1 protein-coding gene is annotated in these 1,550 nt (G+C 65.0%); it reads right to left on the bottom strand.

The window, feature by feature from the left end; genetic code table 11:
* Window positions 1-1,446: single-stranded-DNA-specific exonuclease RecJ (gene recJ / locus EOC06_RS37040; RefSeq protein ID WP_128310098.1), on the bottom strand; the 1,446-nt coding region annotated here is incomplete at its 3' end.
* Window positions 1,447-1,550 lie beyond the last annotated feature (104 nt).

Raw genomic sequence — 1,550 nt, 5'->3', positions numbered from 1 at the left:
GTCTATGGCCAGGCTTTCCTCGCCCTGCAGGCGAAACACGTCGGCTGCCGCCCGTTCTTCGAAAAACGCCCTGAGTTCGCCAAGCCTTGCCCGCTCCACGGTGATGCCCGCCGCCATGCCATGGCCGCCGCCCTTGACGATCAGACCGGCAACGGCCGCCTCGCGCACCAGCCGGCCGAGGTCGAAACCCGAGACCGAGCGGCCCGAACCGGTGCCGATGCCCACAGCATTGAACGCGATGGCGAAGGCGGGCCGCCGGGCATGATCCTTCAATCGCGAAGCGAGCAGGCCGACAATACCCGGGTGCCAGCTGTTGGAGGCGGTGACGACGATAGCCGGGCCATTGCCGCCGGCGAGCTCTGCATCGGCCTCGACGCGCGCCGCCGCGAGCATCTCCTGCTCCATCAACTGCCGTTCCTGGTTGAGCCGGTCGAGCGTCTCGGCAATGGTGCGCGCCTCGACCGGGTCGTCGGTCGCAAGCAGCCGGCTACCAAGTGCGGCATCGCCGATGCGTCCGCCGGCATTGATGCGCGGGCCGATCAGATAGGCCAGATGGAAAGTGCTGATCGGCTCGCCGATGCGCGACACGCGTGCCAGTGCCGCCAACCCTTCATTCTTCTGCTGGCGCGCCATCTGCAGCCCCTTGACCACGAAGGCGCGGTTGACGCCGGTCAGCGGCACCACGTCACAGACTGTGGCCAATGCCACGATATCAAGCAGCGAAAGCAGGTCCGGCGGCGTAGCATCGGCCATGCGGCCGCGCAGGATCCTGGCCGTCTGCACAAGGGCGAGGAAGACCACGCCGGCGGCACAGAGATGGCCCTGCCCAGAAAGGTCGTCGTCGCGATTGGGATTGACGACGGCAATTGCCGCCGGCAAGGCACCGCCGACCTGGTGGTGGTCGAGCACCACGACATCGGCCCCAGCCTCGTTGGCGGCATCGATGGAAACGGCGCTGTTGGTGCCGCAATCGACAGTGACGATCAGTGTCGCGCCACGCGAAACAAGTTCGCGCATGGCATCCGGGTTGGGCCCATAGCCCTCGAAAATACGATCCGGAATGTAGATTTCCGACGGCACCGAGAAATGCGTGAGGAACCGCTTCAGCAAGGCCGACGAGGCGGCGCCGTCGACATCATAGTCGCCGAAGATCGCCACCTTTTCCTTGGCCATCACCGCGGCGGCGATGCGGGCCGCCGCCCTGTCCATATCGGTCAGCGATGCCGGATCCGGCAGAAGATCGCGGATCGTCGGGTCGAGAAACCGCTCGGTCTGTTCGGCGGTAACACCACGGCCGGCAAGCACCCGCGCGACGATGTCGGGCACGCCATGGCCTTGCGCGATGGCGAGCGCAATCATGTCCTGGCGTTCTGTCAGCCGATGTTCCCAGGAAACCCCTGATACCGACTGCCTGACATCGAGGAAGAGGCGTTTTTCGCCGGTCATACGCTTTGCCAACTCATCGTTGGCCGCACGATAATGCATGTCGCCCATAAGTGGGCAGCGGTTTTGGGGCGACGACCTGCATTGGCAACAATTTTAAGCGCGTC

The sequence above is a fragment of the Mesorhizobium sp. M7A.F.Ca.MR.362.00.0.0 genome, assembly GCF_004023175.1.
In the GTDB taxonomy this organism is placed as follows: Bacteria; Pseudomonadota; Alphaproteobacteria; order Rhizobiales; family Rhizobiaceae; genus Mesorhizobium.
This window is presented reverse-complemented; position numbering and strand designations above follow the sequence as displayed.